The organism is Paenibacillus gorillae, assembly GCF_000513275.1.
Taxonomy (GTDB): Bacteria; Bacillota; Bacilli; order Paenibacillales; family Paenibacillaceae; genus Pristimantibacillus; species Pristimantibacillus gorillae.
Window position 1 is genome coordinate 1 of sequence record NZ_CBVJ010000071.1, and the last position, 1,782, is coordinate 1,782.

Genomic DNA, 1,782 nt, shown 5'->3' on the forward strand with positions numbered 1-1,782 from the left:
TGTATGGCGGAGGGACAGCGTTACATCTTTCGCTGCCGGAGTTGGCTCAGCCGTTGCTTCCGGTGCTTTCGTGCTTTCGTTGGTCGCTGCCGGAGCATTGTTCCCGCCGTTGTTCGAACCACAAGCGGAGATGACAAGCACGAGCGATACGAGCAGCATGGCGATTGCTGTAAAACTCTTTTTCATTTGTAAAGACCTCCTCGATAATGATGTTGCTTGTTTGCCTTGCACCTTTATTATAGAATTGCCGATTCGCGGCTAGGAGGTCGAAAAAAAACAAGTGAGGGATACAATTCTATTATTTTTGTAAAGGGGGGTAAAAACATACAGCCTGCCGGGCAATAATTACCGGGCAGGCTGCACAAGAATGGAGCATATCCTCCGATAGTCTCCTTTATAGGCGATTATTCGCGCATTTTTAACATTTGGGCTCGAACTGCGGCGTAAAAGGCTTTCCACTCCGCATTTGCTTCATCTTGTCTGGAGAGGGGCAATTCCGTCTCAGGCAATGGTTCGGGCAGCGGCTCTGCATTCGCGGAGCGTTCCGCCATCACCTTCGACAACTTATCCCTCAAGCTTGGTTCCGTCATGCCAGCCTCATCCCTTCAACCAGTTTTTCCGAAGTGCAAACAGCTCCCGCAGCTCATCGGTTGACAGCTCTGTTACCCATTGCTCCGACTGGCCGACAACCTGTTCATTCAGGTTTTGCTTCCGCTCGATCATTTCGTCGATCCGCTCTTCCAGCGTACCAAGCGTAATGAATTTATGAACCTGAACTTGCCGGGTTTGGCCGATCCGGAAGGCACGGTCTGTCGCCTGATTCTCGACAGCCGGATTCCACCAGCGATCGAAGTGGAATACATGATTGGCTGCCGTAAGGTTCAAGCCGGTCCCTCCTGCTTTCAGCGACAGGACGAAGGCACAGCCGGGAACCTCTTGATTCTGAAAGCGGTCGATCATCTCATCCCGCTTCGCCTTGGGCACGCCGCCATGCAAATACGGAACCGGAATGCCGATACGCTCTTCCAGCAAACGGCTCAGCTGATGGCCCATCTCGACAAATTGGGTAAAGATCAGACAGCGCTCGCCTTCCGAGGCAATCTCTTCTGCCATTTCGAGCAGCCGAGTCACCTTGTTCGAGCGTTCCTCATCCCAGTTTTTCGAGCTTTCATCCTGCAAGAGTGACGGGTGGTTGCACAGCTGCTTCAGCCGGGTCAATGAGGCCAGAATTAAGCCGCGACGCTGCATGGCATCAAGCTTATCGAGCTTTTCCAGCAAATCCGATACGATATTTTCGTAAATGGCACCCTGTTCGGCCGTTAAAGCAATATAGGTTTTCGCTTCATTCTTCTCGGGCAGCGACAGCTGAATTGCCGGGTCCTTCTTCACGCGGCGCAGCATAAACGGCTTAACCCAGCGCTGCAAGCCCGAGATGATCGCCTCGTCCCGCGTGCGCTCGATCGGCGCGACGACGGCTTTTCGGAACTCACCCATCCCGCCTAAGTAACCGGGATTAATGAAGTCATAAATCGACCAAAGCTCCGTCAGCCGGTTTTCCATCGGCGTACCGGTCAATGCAAGACGATGGTAAGCCGGCAAACTTCGGATAGCCGTCGATTGCTTCGTGTATACGTTTTTAATGTTCTGGGCTTCATCCAGACATAATGCATCCCATTCGACCAGCCGCAAATCCTCTTCGTCAAGCTGGGCCAGCGAATAAGAAGTAATAACGATGTCAGCTTCATGAACAGCAGACTCGAACGCCTCTCCGTTTATCACGCT

General features: G+C 52.4%; 2 protein-coding genes and 1 pseudogene. All 3 read right to left on the minus strand.

Annotation, left to right across the window (positions count from 1 at the left end; genetic code table 11):
• A pseudogene (locus TY10_RS11970) lies at positions 1-186 on the minus strand (ABC transporter substrate-binding protein); the annotation flags it as partial.
• A 218-nt stretch (positions 187-404) separates the two neighbouring features.
• Positions 405-590, minus strand: coding sequence for a hypothetical protein (locus TY10_RS11975; protein ID WP_042163651.1), 186 nt, complete (start codon positions 588-590; stop codon positions 405-407).
• A gap of 7 nt (positions 591-597) precedes the next feature.
• The coding region (locus TY10_RS11980; RefSeq protein ID WP_042163654.1) for a DEAD/DEAH box helicase at positions 598-1,782 on the minus strand (1,185 nt) is incomplete at its 5' end.